The 16,923-nt window shown below is 50.4% G+C and carries 15 protein-coding genes and 1 pseudogene; 11 read left to right on the forward strand and 5 right to left on the reverse strand.

All coding sequences use genetic code 11. From position 1 onward, the window contains the following. The first annotated feature begins 120 nt into the window (after positions 1-120). Positions 121-795 carry an ABC transporter ATP-binding protein gene (locus KQI79_RS13720; protein ID WP_230193092.1) on the forward strand — a complete coding sequence of 225 codons (675 nt, stop codon included), beginning with the start codon at positions 121-123 and terminating at the stop codon, positions 793-795. Next, on the forward strand, positions 792-3,284 hold the full coding sequence (locus KQI79_RS13725) for an ABC transporter permease (RefSeq protein WP_216538819.1): 2,493 nt from the start codon (positions 792-794) through the stop codon (positions 3,282-3,284). Before KQI79_RS13720 ends, KQI79_RS13725 begins: the two co-directional genes overlap by 4 nt. Positions 3,285-3,305: 21 nt before the next feature. Here the strand turns inward: KQI79_RS13725 and KQI79_RS13730 are convergent, their stop codons facing one another. After that, positions 3,306-4,205: a cupredoxin domain-containing protein gene (locus KQI79_RS13730; RefSeq protein ID WP_216538820.1), complete on the reverse strand. Its 900-nt coding sequence runs from the start codon at positions 4,203-4,205 to the stop codon at positions 3,306-3,308. A 487-nt stretch (positions 4,206-4,692) separates the two neighbouring features. Here KQI79_RS13730 and KQI79_RS13735 point away from each other — a divergent pair, with 487 nt between their 5' ends. Beyond that, the gene (locus KQI79_RS13735) at positions 4,693-5,091 is read left to right on the forward strand and encodes a FixH family protein (protein WP_216538821.1); all 399 of its coding nucleotides are present in this window, start codon (positions 4,693-4,695) and stop codon (positions 5,089-5,091) included. An 88-nt stretch (positions 5,092-5,179) separates the two neighbouring features. On the opposite strand, the gene pdxR is transcribed toward KQI79_RS13735, so the two are convergent. Beyond that, positions 5,180-6,619: a MocR-like pyridoxine biosynthesis transcription factor PdxR gene (gene pdxR / locus KQI79_RS13740; protein ID WP_216538901.1), complete on the reverse strand. Its 1,440-nt coding sequence runs from the start codon at positions 6,617-6,619 to the stop codon at positions 5,180-5,182. Between the two features lie 323 nt (positions 6,620-6,942). Between pdxR and KQI79_RS13745 the strand changes: the two genes are divergently transcribed. From KQI79_RS13745 to KQI79_RS27600, 3 genes and pseudogenes are all read left to right on the forward strand, one after another. Then, positions 6,943-7,533, forward strand: a complete 591-nt coding sequence (locus KQI79_RS13745) for a TetR/AcrR family transcriptional regulator (RefSeq protein ID WP_216538822.1) — start codon at positions 6,943-6,945, stop codon at positions 7,531-7,533. 77 nt (positions 7,534-7,610) lie between these two features. Beyond that, positions 7,611-8,498 carry an alpha/beta hydrolase gene (locus KQI79_RS13750; RefSeq protein ID WP_216538823.1) on the forward strand — a complete coding sequence of 296 codons (888 nt, stop codon included), beginning with the start codon at positions 7,611-7,613 and terminating at the stop codon, positions 8,496-8,498. 26 nt (positions 8,499-8,524) lie between these two features. After that, positions 8,525-8,683, forward strand: a pseudogene (locus KQI79_RS27600) (carbohydrate ABC transporter permease); the annotation flags it as partial. 88 nt (positions 8,684-8,771) lie between these two features. On the opposite strand, the gene KQI79_RS13755 reads toward KQI79_RS27600, so the two are convergent. The 3 genes from KQI79_RS13755 to KQI79_RS13765 are packed head-to-tail and all read right to left on the reverse strand — an operon-like array spanning position 8,772 to position 10,350. Further along, positions 8,772-9,617 (reverse strand): DUF817 domain-containing protein, encoded by an 846-nt coding sequence (locus KQI79_RS13755; RefSeq protein ID WP_216538824.1) that lies wholly within the window; start codon positions 9,615-9,617, stop codon positions 8,772-8,774. Between the two features lie 37 nt (positions 9,618-9,654). Continuing rightward, positions 9,655-9,864 (reverse strand): helix-turn-helix domain-containing protein, encoded by a 210-nt coding sequence (locus KQI79_RS13760; protein WP_216538825.1) that lies wholly within the window; start codon positions 9,862-9,864, stop codon positions 9,655-9,657. A 9-nt stretch (positions 9,865-9,873) separates the two neighbouring features. Beyond that, positions 9,874-10,350: a DUF2975 domain-containing protein gene (locus tag KQI79_RS13765; protein ID WP_216538826.1), complete on the reverse strand. Its 477-nt coding sequence runs from the start codon at positions 10,348-10,350 to the stop codon at positions 9,874-9,876. A gap of 307 nt (positions 10,351-10,657) precedes the next feature. On the opposite strand from KQI79_RS13765, the gene KQI79_RS13770 reads away from it, so the two are divergent. The 5 genes from KQI79_RS13770 to KQI79_RS13790 all read left to right on the forward strand — a co-directional run bounded on the left by KQI79_RS13770 (position 10,658) and on the right by KQI79_RS13790 (position 16,898). Then, on the forward strand, positions 10,658-12,184 hold the full coding sequence (locus KQI79_RS13770; protein ID WP_253298144.1) for an MFS transporter: 1,527 nt from the start codon (positions 10,658-10,660) through the stop codon (positions 12,182-12,184). 41 nt (positions 12,185-12,225) lie between these two features. Further along, the gene (locus KQI79_RS13775) at positions 12,226-13,179 is read left to right on the forward strand and encodes an ABC transporter ATP-binding protein (RefSeq protein ID WP_216538827.1); all 954 of its coding nucleotides are present in this window, start codon (positions 12,226-12,228) and stop codon (positions 13,177-13,179) included. Beyond that, positions 13,160-13,918: an ABC transporter permease subunit gene (locus tag KQI79_RS13780; RefSeq protein ID WP_216538828.1), complete on the forward strand. Its 759-nt coding sequence runs from the start codon at positions 13,160-13,162 to the stop codon at positions 13,916-13,918. Before KQI79_RS13775 ends, KQI79_RS13780 begins: the two co-directional genes overlap by 20 nt. A 135-nt stretch (positions 13,919-14,053) precedes the next feature. Next, positions 14,054-14,653, forward strand: coding sequence for an acyl-CoA-like ligand-binding transcription factor (locus KQI79_RS13785; protein WP_216538829.1), 600 nt, complete (start codon positions 14,054-14,056; stop codon positions 14,651-14,653). 166 nt (positions 14,654-14,819) lie between these two features. After that, entirely contained in the window at positions 14,820-16,898 is a 2,079-nt protein-coding gene (locus tag KQI79_RS13790; protein ID WP_216538830.1) for a thioredoxin domain-containing protein, read from the forward strand. The last annotated feature ends 25 nt before the right edge of the window (positions 16,899-16,923 follow it).

The raw sequence follows: 16,923 nt of genomic DNA on the forward strand, positions 1-16,923 counted from the left end.
ATTGATACACCAAAAAGCTTTCGACCTATGATCTGCCCATATTAATTACCCCAAAAACGGATACAGTTTGCAACTCTATTTTCATTTATGGCGATGGTCGTCAGGCCATGGGGGATTTGTGTGAAGATTACAGTCCGTCATTTATCGAAAATATATGGCAGCGGCGAAAACAAAGTGACCGCCCTAAACGATGCCAGTTTCGACATCGCTTCGCGCGATTTTATTTCCGTCATGGGGCCGTCCGGCAGCGGCAAAAGCACGTTGCTTCACCTCATCAGCGGATTGGATAAGCCCACTGCCGGTACTGTCCTTTACGACGGTCTCGATATTCACCGCGGAAACGATAAGGAGTTGTCCGCTTTCCGCCGACAAAGAATCGGATTTATTTTCCAACAATTTCATCTCCTGCCGGTCCTGAGCGCAAAGGAAAATATAATCATGCCGTTGCTGCTTGATAAAAAAGATCCGGATGAGGTCTATGTATCGGAGGTCGCAGATTTGCTAGGGATCGGAGACCGATTAACTCATTTGCCCGGCGAACTGTCCGGCGGACAGCAGCAACGGGTCGCTATTGCCAGAGCTTTGATTGCCAAACCGGATATTATTTTTGCCGACGAGCCGACCGGCAATCTTGACAGCAGAAGCGGCAGCGAGGTCATGAGGATGCTCTGCGATATCAGGGAGCGGCTTGGAAAAACAATCGTTGTCATTACGCATGACAGCCGGATTGCAAACATGGCGGATCGCCGGTTTACGATCGCAGACGGCGCGCTTACGGAGGTTACGGCATCATGAGTATGAAATCCTATCAATCCTATGCATGGAAAGAAATGAAATCGCATAAAGTTACTTCGATCCTTATTCTGATTGCCGTCATCCTCTCTACCATGATGACAACGGCGATCGGCCAGTCCATCGGAATATTGGACGCTATGCGTCAGCAACAGGCGGCGTCGCTCAACGGCAACCGCTATGCAACATTCCACCAGCTCGCCGGAGAACAGATGGAAACGCTCATGAAGAACGATCGGATTGCATTTGCGGGCAGCTTCGTTACGGTTGGCGTTGCGGACTTGGGTACGAGCGGCATGTCCGTACAGCTTCGGGAATATTTCGGCGAAGGTTTATCCGTTTATCCGACAATTTCCCAACTTAAGGAGGGACGTTTGCCGCAAAAAGCGGGCGAAGCGGCTCTGCCTGAGGATGCGCTCCAATTTTTAGGCTTCAAAGGGGAAATTGGCGATACGATATCTCTCGACGCCAAGATTTCGTTGCTGCGGGATACGCAATTACCTTATGAATATACCGCGGATTTTACGTTGACCGGAATATTGAAGAGCAATTACCTCGGATACGCTTCCGGCACGGTAAGCGGTATCGTAGGGGCGGGGACGGCGTCGGAATTATTGCCCGAACGTTATATGCTATATTCCGCCGATTTCCGGACGAAAGGGAAAGCGAATTTTCAGCAAACCGTTTATCATTTAGCCGATCAACTGAACGTGCCCGAAGAACATATCCAATACAATTGGGTATATCTGAACGCTTTAGGGATTCCGTACGACAAAAAGGAGGCGGGCGCGGCAAAAGGTTCGGGCTTCTCCTATATGAAGGCAGCGGGCATCTTCGCCGGTTCCTTGACGCTGATGGCTGCCGGGCTTGTCATCTATAATATCTTGAAGATCGCGGTTGCCAAGCGTATGAAAGAATATGGGATTTTGCGGGCCATCGGAGCGGAAAGGGGCCAGCTATATCGACTGGTGGCTATGCAGCTTCTCTTGCTGTGCGCCATCGGCATCCCGCCGGGCGCGATTGTCGGCGTTCTTTCGGCCGAAGGCATAACGGCGGCAGCGACCGGTTTATTCTCGCCCGAAGCATTGTTGGCGGGCAGCCCGGAGGAACTGGCCGCCCTGGTTGCCGGGAATCGTACGGGAAGGCTTCTGCCATTGATCATAAGCGCCGTTGTCACCCTGTTGTCTTCGTTCATCGCCGCCATGCCTGCCGCCCGTTACGCGGCAAAAGTTTCCCCGATGATTTCGATATCCGGCCGGACCGCCGCATTCAAGCGCAAGAATCGAAAAAGCAGGCGCATCCGCCGCTTTGAAGCGTATTACGCGAAACTGAACTTGAAGCGCAACCCGGGCCGTACGGCGATCACGATATTGTCTATGGCGATGAGCTTTACCGTGTTCGTAGCGCTGCAAAGCTTTTCCAATCTGCTTGATACTTCAAACGAAGTACGGAAAATGCACTTGGGCGATTACTCTATTACAAATGATCTGGTAGGGTTTGCACCCTCTATCGCGGACGAGCTAAAAAAACAGCCGGAAGTCGTCTTTTTACATACGTTAAAATTTAGTCTGTATAAACAAGATAAAAACGGTATGCTCCCTATTCGTACAAGCGTTGCGTTATCCCCCGGCGAAACGTTCCAGATCGTCGGCGTTGACGCGAAGCGGCTTCCATCGCTCGCCCCATCCCTTACGGCAGAAGAGATGCAGAAGTTAAAGGACGGGAAAGCATGCTTGATCAAAAATCCGATTGCACTCTCTTATGAAGGCGCTCCGCTGGCTGCAACTTCGATTTCAGCCGGCGACACGATCTCTGTCGGGGGCATGGAACTTGATGTGATTGCAATTTCCGACCGTTCCGTAGGGCTGGACAATGCCGGATTTGTCAATGGGGTTCAAGTCATTGTGTTCGATACGGTTTACGATGCGCTCACCGGTCAAGACGCGTACTCCGAGGTGTACCCGGTGTTGGCGGATAAGGCGGATGCCCGCGCCTTCGAAGCGAAGATCGAAGAAATTGCCGGTACAACGCCCGGCAGTCGCTGGCTTTCTTACCGGGACGCGGACCGCCAGCTGGAAGAAAGCTATCGACAAATCCAAACGCTTGCGTGGGGTGTGATTTTGTTTATCGGTTTCATCGGCGTTTTGAATATCGTCAATACGGTTTATACCAATATTCATACCCGCATTGCCGAAATCGGCGTCCAACGGGCGATCGGAATGAGCGCTTCCGGCCTCTATCGAACTTTCATGTGGGAAGGCGCCTATTACGGTATGATCGCCTCGGCCATCGGCGCAGCGGCCGGATCTATTTGTACCGTTTTGATCGGCGCAGCGGCCGCGGAGTCGGTTTCGTTCACGGCTGTGCCTGTGATACCGATGTTGCAAGCAACTGTCATTTCGATCCTTGCCTGCCTGCTCGCGACATGTATTCCGTTGCGGCAAATTGCAAGCATGAATATTGCGGACTCCATTGAAAGGGCTGCATTATAAGCCGGATCGCCGGCTCCCAATTTACGGCTTTGCGACTTGAATGGAAGCCGTCATGCCGGCTTCCTGGTGGCCCGGCAAAGTACAGACGACTTGATAGTATCCCGCTTTCTCGAAACGAACGAGCGCGCTGTTTCGATCGCCGGGTGCGGCGTGAATGTGCACGTTCGTTCCGACGATTTCAAAATCATGCTCCGTTCGGCCCGCGTTCTCCAAAGTAATTGTAATGTTTTGGCCTGCATAGAGTCGGATGGAGGAAGGGGAAAAGGAATATTCCGTCGCACTCACAAGAAGTTCTTGGTCCGCTTGATCCGGCGATTCGGTTCGATTCGAGTCGTGCGCATGCCCCGAATGTTCGGCAGATTGGCCCGGCGGAGACGGACGGGCGTCTTCCGGATCGTCGTATAGCGAGCTCGCCTGAATGGATAGCAACGCAATAAGAATGACGGAAAACATGGAGACCGGTTTTGCCAGCACAAAAGATTTTTGTCCTCTCTTGTCGGAGTTCACTTCTCCGTGCAGCGTAACAAACAGTAGAAACAAGATGCCGCTGCATAGGACCGACATGATGTTGACCGTGGTTTCGGCGTAGGGCGCAGGCACCATCACCATGAGCATCGTTCCCATCATGCCGCCCATGATGCCCGATAACAATCCCTCGATCAATGCCAAGAAACCGACAGGGATGCCGGCAGCCGCCCCTGCGGCCCCGCCGATTATCATTCCGACCATGGTAGAATGGAAGAATTGTCCCGGAAGCCAGAGGGCGAGCAGAGCGCCCATCGCCAAACCGATCGTCATTCCTGCCGCCATCGCCGCCGTCATGCCAACCATGCCGTTTATATTTTTGCGAAAAAAGACGATGAATCCTATCGTCCAAACGGTAAGCGCACCGAATAAAGCACTAACCAGAATCAAACTCATATACCATACCCCCTTATCCTATATAACATACCAATATGGCTTGACCCAAAGATTTATGACAAAATCCAAAATGGATGGTAAAATGCCCCTTGAAATGGGTGGTGACTGCGTCATCGTTCTGTACTAGAGTAAACGATAGGTATACTGCGAACTTTGGAGGGATTGTCAGTGGATGTGCCGGTTATCGTATGGATTGCGTCGGTTATTATCATTGTACTCATTTCCTATATTACGTTCTGGGTCACGAATAAGGCCTATTCAAGAAAATGGGAAGACAGCGAATAGTGCGTTCATTAGACGGAGCTCTTCATTTCAATATGAAGAGCTTTTTGCATGGATTTGTTGTGAATAAAGTTTGTCAATTTTATTGCAATTCTTTGAAAATGGCTGGTTCATTCATGTCGATAGCGGTTGGTGACATTTATCGCAATTCCCCTTAAAGTAAGACGTGATCATTTTAAAAAATACAACATGGAGGGTCAACACGATGAAAAAATATAGTTTCCTGCTGGCTGGTCTAGTTCTTCTTTTACTCGTCTCCGCTTGCTCCGATTCCGGCACCGCCGAGCCGTCCGAACCGCTTCAAGTTGAAATCAGCACGGTACAGGACATTTTGCAACCGGGACGGGCCATTCTGATTGACGCAACCGTTACACAGGGGGCGGAGAAGGTGACAGACGCCCAGGAGGTCGAATTCGAAATTTGGAGGAAAGATCAGGAGAAACATCGGACCGTCACTGCGAAGCATTGGTTGGACGGCACTTATCGCATCAAAACGATGTTCCCCGAGGATGGCGTCTATTATGTCGTTGCTCACGTTACGTCCGGGGATATGCAGGCGATGCCGAAAAAAGAATTGGTCGTTGGCAATGTAACGGCGGGTTAACCGGCTCTCCTTGGATCATACGAAATAGAAAGGTGAATGAAGCGGCTCGTATGTTCGGATATACGCCTTCATTCACCTTTTTGCTATGTTAGGAACCTAGAACCGCGCGAATCGCTGCGGCAAATTTGGCAACGCCCGGGACGATCGTATCCGTATCGGGCCGAGCGTACGTAAATCGCACATAACCCGAGTCCGAACCGTATACGCTTCCGGGAACGAAAACGACTCCGTGTCGGATCGCTTCCTCCAGCAGTTTTGCATCGTTCACCTCGGGCAATATGTTGCACCATAGATGCAAGCCTCCCTCCGGAACGGAGAAACGGACCGAATCCGGCAGTTCTTTCCGAAGCGCTTCGACCAATAGATCCCGCTTAAAGATCAGCTGCGTTCGCAAACGTTCGAGATGAGGCCGGATATAGGAGGATTTCAGGAACTGCGCGGCAATCTGCTGAGGGACGACGCTAAGTCCGAAATCCATTTGCTGCCTGGCATCGGCCAGCCGTTTGACAACGGAATGCGGGGCGACCATCCAGCCTACGCGCAGCCCGGACGCCGCGATTTTGGAGAAAGAGCCGATATAGAGGACCGAGCCGATCGAATCCATCGATTTAAGCGGCTTCGGCGGCGTTCCGTCATAAGCCGTCAAACTGAAGGGATCGTCTTCAACAATCGGCAGCCCCAGTTCGCTCGCGACGTTAAGCAATTCCTTACGGCGTTCCGTATCGAGGACAGTGCCTGTCGGATTCTGATAATTCGGATTGATGAATACCATTTTGATCCGATGTTTTTTGTACAGAGAGCGGACATCTTCAGGGTTGATCCCTTTGGCATCGACCGGAAGCCGGAACAGTCGAAGGCCAGCCGATTGAAACATGGGCAACGAGTAGCAATAAGAAGGATCCTCAATCGCGACCGCGTCTCCCGGGGCCAGCAAACATTGCGTAATTAAATATAAGGATTGCTGGGAGCCGGACGTAACGAGAATCGACGAATCCGACGTTTCAATCCCCCGATATTGGCGTAGATAGGGGACAAGCGTTTCTCTAAGCGGGACGTATCCTTGTGGATTGTCATATCCCAGATATTCCGTGTAGTAATGTTCGCCGATGAGCGTATTGATTTCATGGACGGGCGAAATATCCGCGCCCAGTTCGCCGCTGGCAAAATCGATTAGCGTCTTGTTTTGTTGAAGAGCTTCCCGGATCCGACGCAGAAAAGGCAGATTAGGCAAAAAACTGCCGCCTTCCACATACCTGTGCCAGTTCGGCGTATGCTTCGGCGTAGCCCCCCACTTATATTTGTTTACGCGAGTTCCGCTGCCCGAACGGCTTTCGATAATCCCAAGCGAGCGCAACTCGGCGTAAGCGAGAATCACCGTGCTGCGATTCACTCCCAATTGTTCGGCTAATTTGCGCTCGGAGGGCAGCATACTGCCCGGCGGAAACTCCCCGTATGAAATTCGCCGTTCGATATCGTCGGCAATTTGTTGATACAAAGGTTGGTCGCTGGAACGGTCGGGTTTCCGTATGATCATCACCTTCTGCCTTGTGTTTAAATTGGGTTATCTGACTATGTGACTATGTGACTATGTTCATCATAACATTTGGCTTATGAACGAAGAGCCGCTTTTTATGGCAATGTATTGCAATTTGTTGAACATGGCGGGCAAAGTTGTTTGCCGCTAGGAACGTTCCAACGTAACGAATGATGCTTATTTACAATATTGACTATTTTTGAGTTGTTATAATGGCAATTGCGAAAAAACTAAGGTTTTGAGTCCTTGCGCAATCGCCGCCGGCATGCTATTCTCTCTTTAAGACCGATCGGTCTCTTGAAGGAGGAGCCATAACAATGCGAAAAGGAACGATCACCCGGGAACGCATCATTATACAAGCCGCTGAGTTATTCAATCAGCAAGGCTATGCCGGTTCTTCGGTTTCCGACATTATGCGTGTAACCGGACTGCGCAAGGGAGGCATTTATAATCATTTTGGCAGCAAGGATGAGCTTGCGCTTGAAGCGTTCGATTATGCCATCAACCGGATGCGCCGCAAATACGCGGAGGCGATCAAGGGAAAAACGTCCTCCATCGACCAGTTAATCGCGATTGTCTCGATCTATCGCAATATTGTCGAAGACCCTCCGTTGAAAGGCGGCTGTCCTTTGTTGAATACGGCCATCGAGAGCGACGATACGCATCCGGCCCTGCGCGATAAAGCCCGCGAAGCGATGGAACAATTTTTGAAATTTATTCGTATCGTGATCAACAGAGGAAAGCGCAAGGGGGAAATCCTTTCTTCCGTCGACGAAGCATCGGTATCCGTCTATATCGTTGCGGCGATGGAAGGAGGCGTGATGATCAGCCAGTTATATCGCGATAGCGGCTATATGCGGCATACGCTGGAACATTTAACGCATTATTTTGAGAGCTTTCGTGCATGACCCTTCTTTTTTTTAGGCAAAAAACAGACCGATCGGTCTTAAACTAAGAAGAAAACTCGTGGGAAGGTGGAATAGCGATGGTTGTTATGATAAGTATTTTTCTGTTGGCGATTGCGATTGCAGGGATAGCGGCGGGAATATGGTGGATGGTTGTGAAAAGCCAGACGCCGAAGCGGGTGCCGACGAACAAGACCCCGGATGTGCCCTATCGGGATGTTGTCATTCCGAATGGAGATGCCAAGCTGAAAGGATGGTTTATACCGGCCCCAACAGGCAAGCGACCAAGCCCTTTGATCATTATCGTGCATGGCTGGGGATCGGGGAAAACGCGAGTGCTGCGCTACATGAATCCGCTGCATCGTGCCGGCTACGCGATTCTGATGTTCGATGCGAGAAGTCATGGCGAAAGCGATAGCGTAAAAGCGCCAACCGTAAAAACATTCCGTGACGATCTTCTCGCTGCCGTGGAGTATGCCCGTCAGAGAGAAGAGATCGACCCGCGGCGGATCGGAGTGCTTGCCCACTCGCTCGGCGCTTTCGGCGGCATTATCGCCAATACGAAGCCGCTCGGCATCCGGGCGATCGTTACCGATTCGATGCCGACAAGGTTCCGCACGATTATGGAAGCGTCGTTAAGCCATTACAAGCTGCCGTACTTCCCCTTGGGGCCGATTCTGTCCAAGCTGATGTTCATGAGGGCGGGACTATCCAAACAGGAACTGCGGCAGTTCGATGTCCTTGAGGCGATGGACCGTCAGCAAGCGCCCGTATTGATGGTGCATTCCAAATATGATCACTATGTGCCGCCAACGGAGCTCGCTTATTTGCTCGATCATCATAAAGCGGATGGAACGATGAAGTCGTATCTATATGTCGAAAGCCAAGGCCACCGCAGTTCCGAAACGGACCCGCAATTTTGGCCCAAAGTGCTTGAATTTTTTCAAAAGCATGTCACCGGGAACTGAGTTATAATTAGACAACATATACATAGAAAACGATCCCTCTGCTCATCTTCACGCTCGGTTCGGGCTATGCGCCTGACTACGGCTTGATTATGACGGCGCTCGTGATCGCGACCTTGCCGACGGCGCTCGTATTTTTTCTGATGCAGAAACATTTTGTGGCGGGAATGATGGGATCCGTGAAATAGAACGGGAAACATCCCGGTCCGGTTCGACGGATCGGGATGTTGTTTTGTCCGGGGCAAGCGCGTCGTTGGCAGAAGCCGCTGTCGGCCTTTACGGGGATTTCGTGTCACTATGTCTTGTTTTGCCCGCTTTGACGTACTTCAACTGTGCCACGATAATGACGCTGATAATGACGAGCAGAAACCACGAACTGATTTTGCCGAAGCCGACGGGCTGCCATATAACATGTTGATCGGGATATTTCCAGGCGCCGAAAAATGTCGCGATGTTCTCCGCCAGCCAGATGAAAAAGCCGACGAGCAGAAAGGCAACCGTTAACGGCATCCGGTACGTCGTGGCGCGAACCGTGTACCAAATCCGGGTTTTCCAAAAAACGATCGCTACGAGTGCCATGAGGTACCAGCGGAAATCAGGAATAAAGTGATGGGTGAAAAAATTGGCGTAGATCGCCGCCCCGAGCAAGCAGGCAGGAACCATGCCCGGCCAGCCGGTCATATCCATCTTCAGCCTCCGCCATACTTGGCACATATAGCTCGCTACGCTTGCGTACATAAAACCGCTATAGAGCGGGACGCCGAGCCATTTTGTGTACCCCGGTTCGGGATACGACCATGAGCCCATATGTACTTTATACAGTTCCAGCATGAGGCCGATAATATGGAACACGCAAATGACCTTGATTTCGTCAAGCGTCTCCAGGCGGCTGCGATACATGAAGTATTGTACGGCAATCAGGAGAAGCAGAATGAAATCGTACCTGTGGATGAACGGGACGGCAAGCCATTTGGAGACGGCCAGCGTGCCGAAGATCGCCACCGGAAAGATGCAGCTCATCGCCTGTTGATAACCGAAATGAAGCAATTGCAGAAATGCGCGGCCATAAAGGTTCTGGCGCCGTATCGTTACTCCCGTCCCATTCGATTGTTTCGTTTGCATGCGCGCCTCCTTTGAATCTCTCTATCATTGGAATTGATCAGGTTTCTTTGGAATATTCCAATAGATCCCCCGGTTGACAATCCAGCACTTCGCATATTTTTTCCAAAGTCGAGAAACGAACCGCCTTCGCTTTCCCATTTTTCAAAATGGAAAGGTTCGCCATCGTGATTCCCACTTTCTCGGAAAGCTCCGTTACGCTCATTTTTCTTTTTGCCAGCATGACATCGATATTGATTATGATCGCCATATGAACACCTCAAACCGTCAAGTCAATTTCCGTTTTCATTTCAAGCGCATGGGCTAACAGTTCCTGGAGAACAGCCGCAAACACGGCTACGGCCGAAGCGGCGAAAATAATGACAGCTCCGATGACGGCAAGGACAGATTGGAACCCGGTCAGGAAGCCGATGAACGCTACACCTGCTGCATAGACGATGACGATCGAAATGGCGCAATACTTGATGGATTTCAACGATTCGATCGCCAGTTCGGAAAAAGCGTTTTTCCGTTCGATAAGATGCAATAGTTTGAATGCCTGGTACAGCACGAAATAAAACGGTATCGCGGTAATATACACGACGATAAGCACGGGATATCTCATATAAGCGAAATCGGGATTGTTGTCTGCGGTATGTCGAGCCAAATCCGGCAGCCAAACGATGCACAGAATAAGAGCCAACACGCCCATCATGACAATCACTAGTTTCAGGAACGTTGTTTTTCCTTGCAACATGGAGCACCTCGCAATCGTTATTGGCAATAGCATATCATGCGATTTATCGTTTTACAATAAATTTTTAGTTTTTTACAGCAAAAATTTATTATAAATCGGAGATGGGACGTTCCGGATTTCCCGCTGCCACTTAACACAAGCGGCATTATGGAAATCGTATTTTTGTATGAAAAATCGCCCATTATGCTCGTACAGACGATTGAAAATTGAAGATTGTATGAAAAATCATATACATTTAATATTGACATCAAAACCCAAAAGATATAAACTGCTAAATGATAGTCAATGTCAAAAAATGAAAGGGTGATTGGAGCTGAATTCGCAATATCAACAAAGATGGTGGGTACTGGCTTCGCTTGCGTTCGGAATTCTTGCGGTCGGACTGGACATGACGATTTTAAATTTGGCTTTGCCGATAATGGCCCAAGATATGCATGCAACAAATGCCGAGCTTCAATGGTTTGTCGATGCTTATAATCTTGTTTTTGCCGCGTTGCTGCTGCCGATGGGGATGCTGGGGGATAGAATCGGGCGCAAGCGGATGCTTCTTGCCGGATTGCTCGTTTTTGGCGCAGCCTCTCTTGCGTGTGCGTATGCCGCATCGCCATGGGAACTCATAACAGCACGTGTCTTTCTTGGCTTGGGCGCTTCCTTGATCGTGCCTTTGTCCATGGCTGTGATTCCGGTGATGTTCGCAGAAAAGGAAAGGCCGAAAGCCATTGCCGTTTGGATGATGGCCAATGCGGTCGGAATACCGCTTGGTCCTATTCTTGGCGGTTGGCTCCTGAACAACTATTGGTGGGGCTCGGTCTTTATCATCAATCTTCCGCTGGTTATTGTAGCGATCACGGCAGTATTTTTCCTTTTGCCTGAAACTCGAAGCGAAGAACGCCGCCCTGTGGATTTGCCGGGGGTGTTGATTTCAAGCTCAGGGTTGATCGGTTTAACGTATGGGGTTATTGAAGCGGGTGAAAGAGGCTGGGACGACGTAATTGCATTAGCATCCGTTCTTGCAGGCATGCTTCTCCTATTGTGGTTTATTGTCTATCAGGCTCGAACCCCTCATCCGCTGGTTGATCCTTCGTTATTCCGATCTCGAAGTTTTGCGGGCGGAACATGGATAGGTTCTATCATCTCTTTTGCTCTATTCGGCGTCTTGTTCGCTTTGCCTCAATATCTTCAGGCCGTATTGGAAATGGACGCGCTAAGCGCCGGTTTGAGACTATTGCCGCTCGTAATAGGCCTATTGATTGGAACGCCGATATCCGATGCTCTGCAGTCGCGCTTCGGAACCAGGACGGCGATTGTTATCGGATCCGTACTGCTTGGAATCGGATTGGCGATGGGCAGCGCCACAGATCTATCGACCGGACACGGATTTACTTCCATTTGGATTTCTGCAGTGGGACTTGGCATTGGATTAGCTCTTCCGGCTGCGATGGATGAAGCCGTCTCGGCGCTTACACCCGAGAGAAGCGGCGTGGGATCGGCACTTCTTATGGCCATGAGACAGGTTGGAGGAACGTTAGGGGTTGCAATTCTAGGGGCTGTTTTGAGCGCTGGTTATCGCAATCATCTCAACCCGGATGAATGGCCTGCGGAAGCGGCTGAAATGGCGCAGCGAAATCTGTCTTCCGGTCTGGCGGCTGCGCGTCAAATCGGTTCGGATTCACTCGTTCATTCGGCGAAAACCTCTTTTGTCGGCGGCATGGCCTATATGTTATGGGTATGTGCGGGAGCTGCGGTGGTTGGAATTGTTTTTGCCTTCTGTGTCTTAAGAGCGCGCCCAGTGAAGAGTAAAAACGCCACGACGAGTCTTGAAGCTAAGGAATAATTTCGATGTGTCTTATCAATTGCGGAAAGGAAGTGCTCGCGTTGGAGCGCCAAAAGACGTTAGCCATTCATATGAACAATGTAAATAAATATTACGGTTTGAAACGCGGAGTGGCTGATATAAATCTAGCCGTAAAAAAAGGCGAGATCGTTGGATTTATTGGGCCAAACGGCGCAGGAAAGTCGACTACGATCCGTTTGCTCATGCAGATGATCAGCCCTACGTCCGGGGATATCTCGGTTCTTGGAGAACGAATACAGAAGGATCATCCAATGATACGCAGCCGAATCGGCTATCTGCCTTCCGAGATTAGACTTTACCAGGATTTAACCGGAAAACAGATGCTGGAGCTTGCAGCAGGCATTTATGGGGTTGATTTGAAAAAAACAAGGATTCCCGAGTATGCGCAGAAACTGCAATGGGAGATGAAACCCCGGATCCGAACCTACTCATTAGGAAATCGCAAGAAACTAGGCATACTGCTGGCACTTCTGCATGAGCCCGAATTGCTTATCCTGGATGAACCCACCTCCGGGCTTGATCCCCTCGCTCAGCAGAGCTTCTTTGAAATTATTCGTGAATTAAATGAGTCGAACGGTACAACGGTATTCTTGTCTACTCACATATTAACCGAGGTGGATAAGGTCTGCCACAGGGTCGCGTTTATACGAGACGGGAAGATCATTCAAGATGCTTCTGTTTCCGATCTAACCAGAGGAGGGGCTCATCTATACGAGGTGATCTTTAAAGAATCGGGTGATCTAAGGCGAACGTACGGACTGCTAAATATCGATCCCAATTCGAAATATATCGATGGGGTTTGCAGCGGAAGGGTAGAGGATCATCGCCTAAATGAATTGATTTCTATTCTTGCCGATAAGCCCATGAAAGATTTGAACCTTCGAAAAATGTCTCTTGAGGAGAGATTTATGGAAAAGTATAGCCGGAACAAAGAGAAGAAAGATGAGGGACCCAATGATGAGCAAGTTGTTTGAGTTGGAGTGGCGTCAAAATCAACGGAGTTTTTGGATCGCTCTTTGCGTGATTGCGGCAATTCAAGCCATCCCGGCCGCCGCTTCCAAGGCTTATCTAGATAGCCAAATCTCCGGCGGAACAGATCATGCGGATTCCATCGCACTTTCCACTTTTGAAGGATGGATGGCCGGCCAGCCGTTTATGTTTTTCGTGCTTCTTCTAGGGTGCTTCGCCATCAACTGGTCGATAGGATCCATTGTCAAGGAGCGGGATCGTCAAACGGCCGAATTTCTGTTCGCAACCCCCCGCAGCAGAACGGCTATCTATCTGGCAAAATGTGCGGCGCATGTTGCGAAAGTCGGGATGATCGCCGGTGCATCCACTGGTATTGTGCTGCTGATTGGCAAAGGTTTAGGCGTGATGAATGACGTTGTCGCCGTAAGCAGCGTCATGGCGGCCGGTCTGTTAATCATTCTCGGATTTATGGGAATCGGTTATGCGCTAACGTCTTGGCTTACGTCCGAACGCGGTGCGTTATCGCTTGGAATCGGAATTGTGTTTCTCATGTTCTTGCTCTACATGCTTTCTGATTTGGCAGCATTAGAATGGCTGGGGGCCGTGTCGCTCTTTAACCTGTTTGATGTGTACGCAATAAGCCAGGGTGGCGGGCTTGCATGGGGTTCTGTGATTGGAGCGCTCGCCGTCTTTTTGATCGGCGGATGTGTGGGCTGGAGGAGGTTAGTTCATAGCGATTTGTAAAACAATCGGCGATCGGTGAAAGTTGATAGTTTATGAACTTGAGTGTAAGTTGACATTGACTCTAATGTAAGTGACAATATGCTTGAAGTTACAGTTTTCGAAGTTTGATTCGAACTTGGTTAGGAGTGCAAAGGGATGTCTGAAGGTGCGAAACAAAAAGTCGGATTGCGTGAGCGAAAAAAAGCGAAAACGATGGCCAATGTTCAGATGCATGCATTAAGGCTTTTTCGAGAAAATGGTTATCATGCGACAACGGTTGAACAAATTGCCGAAGCTGCGGAAATCTCCCCGAGTACGTTTTTTCGTTATTTTGGAACAAAAGAGGATGTCGTATTAACCGATAATTACGATCCTGTTCTCGTCGCTGCATTGGAAAACCAACCGTCAGAGTTGAGTCCCTTGCAAGCCGTTCGGAATGCAATGATTTCGGGAATTGCCGAAATGACTGACGATGAGTGGGAAACAGTACGTCAGCGAAATGAACTGATCTTGACGGTCCCGGAGCTGCGCGCGGCAGCGATGAATAACTTAACTCAGATGATGCAGCTGTTAACTCAGATTGTCGCCAAACGAACAGGCAGAAATTCCGACGATCCGGCCGTACGAACCTTTGCCGGCGTGGTCGTTGGGGTAAATATATCGTTAATGGATTATAATGCTAAGGCTACAAAATCAGAGTTTGCCAAATTGTTGGATGAAGCTTTAGACGTAGTGGAGAAAGGTCTGCGGATATAATGAAAATCTTGCCGGAATGTTCCGTAGCTCGATCGACAAACAATATGAATATTGGTTGAAAAATCATAAAACTCATGTCCAAGGCATGGGTTTTTCTTTTGGCAATGGGTATGATAACCTCAAAATATAACTTGGAAATATCCAGAAAACAAGGAGGTGTTGCCCTATGTCAACGAACAATAACCCCAATCGATTAGCCAAGGAAAAGTCGCCGTATTTGCTGCAGCATGCTTACAATCCGGTTGATTGGTTCCCTTGGTCGGATGAGGCTTTTGAGAAAGCGAATCGTGATCATAAGCCGATCTTGTTATCTATCGGTTATTCAACTTGCCATTGGTGCCACGTTATGGAACGGGAAAGCTTCGAGGACGAAGAAGTCGCTTCCTTATTGAACAACCATTATATCTCGATCAAGGTCGACCGGGAGGAGCGGCCGGATATCGACCATTTGTATATGAGCGTTTGCCAGTCGATGACGGGACATGGGGGATGGCCGCTTACTATTTTCATGACGCCGGATAAGAAGCCTTTTTTTGCCGGGACGTATTTTCCGAAGCATAATCGATTCGGCCGCACGGGACTCGTCGAGCTTCTGGTGAAAATTCGCGGCATTTGGGAAAAGGAGCCGGAACAAATCAAGGAGGTAAGCGCGCAAATTACGGAGCAGGTCAAGGCGCATGAAACGGCGCATTTGCATGGCGAATGGGACGAACGCGTGCTGCATCGCGCCTTCGAACAATTTCAAGCCGAATTTGACGTAATGTTCGGCGGATTCGGCTCGGCGCCGAAATTTCCGACGCCGCATAACTTATCGTTTCTGCTCGCTTACGGACGGACATACGATCGGAAGGAAGCGATCGCGATGGCCGAACGGACGTTGGAAGGGATGGCGCGCGGGGGCATTCGCGACCATGTCGGGCACGGCTTCGCCCGTTATTCGACCGACGAACGGTGGCTCGTGCCGCATTTCGAGAAAATGCTGTACGATAATGCGCTGCTTGCGATGGCGTATTTGGACGCCTATCAATGGACAGGAAACAAGCGGTATGCCGATTTAGCCGAGTCGATCTTCGCTTATGTGCTGCGCGACATGACTTCCCTCGAAGGGGCGTTCTATTCGGCGGAGGATGCCGACTCCGAAGGGGTGGAGGGCAAGTTCTACGTATGGACGCCGCAACAGGTGAAGGAAGCGCTTGGAGCGGAGCGGGGCAGCCGGTACTGCGAGCTGTATGACATTACGGAAGAAGGAAATTTCGAAGGGAACAGCATACCGAATTTGCTGCAGCGGACAGTAGAGCAATATGCGCGGGAACGCGGTTTGGATCCGGAGACGCTCGAAGCGGAGATGGAAGCGTCGAGAGCGGCCTTGTTCGAATGGCGCGAACGGCGCATCCATCCGCATAAGGACGATAAAATATTAACCGCCTGGAACGGATTGACGATCGCGGCGCTTGCCAAAGGAGCCAAGGCGTTGCAATCATCCGAATATGCGGATGCGGCCGCGCGCGCCGTACGTTTCATCGAAACGCATTTGCGCAGAACGGAAGACGGGCGGCTGCTGGCGCGCTATCGCGACGGAGAAGCGGCGCTTCTCGGCTATATCGACGATTACGCCTTCTACATATGGGGCTTGACCGAATTGTACGAAGCGTCGGGCGATGCCTCGTATCTTCACAAGGCGCTTGCGCTGCTGCGGCAAATGATCGATTTGTTCTGGGACGGGGAACGCGGCGGCTTCTATTTCTATGGCCGGGACGGCGAACGGCTTCTGACCCGGATGAAGGAAATATACGACGGCGCGCTTCCTTCCGGCAATTCGGTGGCGGCGATGCTGCTGTCCAAATATGCTGCCATAACGCAAGAGGCTGAGCTTTCGCAGCTTGCGGAACAACAATTGAAAGCTTTTGCCGGAGCGGCGATGCGCTACCCTGCCGGATATTCGATGCTGATGCAAGCGATGCTTGGTGCGTTCCGCGGATCGCGGGAAATCGTCATTGCCGGCGCCGGCGACGATTCGGAGGTGCAACGGATGCTAGCTGCGGTTCGGCAAACGTATTTGCCGAATTCGATCCTCCTGTTCGTTCCGGACGGGGAAGAGGGGGAACGGCTTCGAAGCTTGCTGCCTGCGCTGCAAGACAAAACCGCGATCAACGGCAAGCCGACCGCATACGTATGCGAAAATTTCGCCTGTCAACAACCGGTGCATGACGCGGATGAATTGAAACGGCTTTTGTCTCGAGGATGATGTAAGTTCTTCGCGATTGAAATGG

This window comes from Paenibacillus sp. MSJ-34 (assembly GCF_018918005.1).
GTDB lineage: Bacteria > Bacillota > Bacilli > Paenibacillales > Paenibacillaceae > MSJ-34.

Bases quoted from the DNA above. Each gene is read 5' to 3' on its own strand.
- KQI79_RS13780 (WP_216538828.1), top strand. From the start codon at position 13,160: ATGATGAGCAAGTTGTTTGAGTTGGAGTGGCGTCAAAATCAACGGAGT.
- KQI79_RS13745 (WP_216538822.1), top strand. From the start codon at position 6,943: ATGCGAAAAGGAACGATCACCCGGGAACGCATCATTATACAAGCCGCT.
- KQI79_RS13760 (WP_216538825.1), bottom strand. From the start codon at position 9,864: ATGGCGATCATAATCAATATCGATGTCATGCTGGCAAAAAGAAAAATG.
- KQI79_RS13785 (WP_216538829.1), top strand. From the start codon at position 14,054: ATGTCTGAAGGTGCGAAACAAAAAGTCGGATTGCGTGAGCGAAAAAAA.
- KQI79_RS13730 (WP_216538820.1), bottom strand. From the start codon at position 4,205: ATGAGTTTGATTCTGGTTAGTGCTTTATTCGGTGCGCTTACCGTTTGG.
- KQI79_RS13765 (WP_216538826.1), bottom strand. From the start codon at position 10,350: ATGTTGCAAGGAAAAACAACGTTCCTGAAACTAGTGATTGTCATGATG.
- KQI79_RS13725 (WP_216538819.1), top strand. From the start codon at position 792: ATGAGTATGAAATCCTATCAATCCTATGCATGGAAAGAAATGAAATCG.
- KQI79_RS13750 (WP_216538823.1), top strand. From the start codon at position 7,611: ATGGTTGTTATGATAAGTATTTTTCTGTTGGCGATTGCGATTGCAGGG.
- KQI79_RS13735 (WP_216538821.1), top strand. From the start codon at position 4,693: ATGAAAAAATATAGTTTCCTGCTGGCTGGTCTAGTTCTTCTTTTACTC.
- KQI79_RS13790 (WP_216538830.1), top strand. From the start codon at position 14,820: ATGTCAACGAACAATAACCCCAATCGATTAGCCAAGGAAAAGTCGCCG.
- KQI79_RS13755 (WP_216538824.1), bottom strand. From the start codon at position 9,617: ATGCAAACGAAACAATCGAATGGGACGGGAGTAACGATACGGCGCCAG.